2 protein-coding genes are annotated in these 1,831 nt (G+C 31.2%); both read left to right on the top strand.

The genetic code is table 11. The annotated features are described in order from the left end of the window. Positions 1 to 122: 122 nt before the first annotated feature. Entirely contained in the window at positions 123 to 581 is a 459-nt protein-coding gene (locus tag ACYQ4S_RS11800; RefSeq protein WP_459771334.1) for a tyrosine-type recombinase/integrase, read from the top strand. Between the two features lies 1 nt (position 582). Next, positions 583 to 1,590 (top strand): tyrosine-type recombinase/integrase, encoded by a 1,008-nt coding sequence (locus ACYQ4S_RS11795; RefSeq protein ID WP_343757157.1) that lies wholly within the window; start codon positions 583 to 585, stop codon positions 1,588 to 1,590. The last annotated feature ends 241 nt before the right edge of the window (positions 1,591 to 1,831 follow it).

The following is a 1,831-nucleotide window of genomic DNA, read 5'->3' as shown; positions in this document are numbered from 1 at the left end:
CAAACCAACGGTTAGCTGAGAGAAAGAACAGAAAAGAAATAGCCGTGTAATTTTTAAAAAATAGTCATTTTGAAATTAGACGAGTGTTTCCTTTTTTAAAAAGTTAGTTATGAAATTGGTTCATATATGTAACGGAAACAAAAAATAACCAAGATCGCCTTGTGCCAATGTCTATATCTTTAAATGTACTTTGTCGAGAATATTTCGAGGCACGTAGTAGTATCCATAATATATATTTTTTTGATTCAGGCTCCTATAAAGATGAAGGAAAGATAACTAATGGACAAATATATTATTATTTTAGAAAAATTTTAGAACAATCTAATATTCCTCATCGAGGAAAAGGGGAAGGACCACGTCTCCATGACTTACGTCATACTTTTGCTGTACATTCTTTAGAAAATTTGAACCGCTTTGACAATCACCCTACTGCGAATATTGAATATTTGTCTAAATACTTGGGTCATCAATCTGTATATGAGACACAAAATTACTTGTGGTTAACTCATGAAGTTGCACAAAATATGCTAAATCAAATGACTGAAGTTGAAGAATATTTATTCAGTAGAAAGGATTTTTGATATGTCTAAATCTTTTTATTTTCTTTTAGAAGAATTTCTTTGCTACTATCTGCCACATCAAAGAGGATATAGTCCTAATACGATTAGATCCTATTACACGACACTATGTTCAATCATTTATTGGATGGAAAACAATCAAAATATACCTAAAGAATTAATAGAAATTACTGATTTTACAAAATCACGGGTTAATAAATGGCTTATGTCTATAGAACAGAGTGGAAGTTCTATTAGCACAAGAAATCAACGACTTGCTGGTCTTCGTTCTTTTTTATCTTTTGTTGTTGAAGAAGAGATTATTTATCAAAATGTTTTATTAGAATTAAACTCTATTCACGTTAAAAAAGCACCACGTCCTATTACAGATTTTCTAACTTTAGAGGAAGTAAAAGGTGTTCTATCGATAATACCAATCGATAACTCTATGTCATTTAAACACTATGTCATTTTATGCACTTTGTATGATTCTGGGACACGTGTCAATGAACTATGCAATATTAAAATTGAAGATATAGTTTTTGATAAACATTGTTCTATAAAAATTTGTGGAAAAAGGAATAAAACACGGATTATATACTTATCACCAATAGTTGCCAAACAAATTAAAAAATATATTAATCAATTTGGTATAACCGAAGGTTATTTATTTCGCAATCGATATGAAACTAAAATATCAGACTCAGGGATAGATTATATTATTAAAAAGTATTCTCAGATGGCTAATAAATCATTCCCTAATCTACAGAATAAGAAAATATCTGCACATACATTCCGCCGATCCAAAGCAACACATATGCTTCTAAATGGAGTGAACTTATCAATAATTCAGCGTTTCTTAGGACATGAATCAATACAAACCACTGAAGTATATCTTGAAGTTGGATCTCAAGCTATGATTGAAGCTGTTGAACGAAACAACAAATTAATCTTAGCAAATACAGATTTTAAAGATGATTCTATGCTAAATAAAGATACATTAGAACAGATACGATTAAAGTTATTCAGATAAATTTAAAGATTATCACCAGTTTATTTTATCAAATGGTTGCTACTATTAATTATTAAGCTGAACTGGTGATAATCATAAACTAGGGATAACCCGGGTTATCACCAGCTAGGAATAACCCGGGGAGGTCTCGTCAGCGCTTAGTAGTAACAACGAATGGCGAGAAGTCAGCCGAGGTCATAGTAGGGAAAATGTACCGAAGGACCGAACAGTATCAATACTTTGAAGATTGGAGGTTAGGCAT

It is taken from the genome of Alkalibacterium sp. s-m-28, from assembly GCF_054658175.1.
The sequence above is the reverse complement of the archived record's forward strand: the minus strand, read 5'-3'. Positions and strand labels throughout refer to the sequence as shown.

Bases quoted from the DNA above. Each gene is read 5' to 3' on its own strand.
- ACYQ4S_RS11795 (WP_343757157.1), top strand. From the start codon at position 583: ATGTCTAAATCTTTTTATTTTCTTTTAGAAGAATTTCTTTGCTACTAT.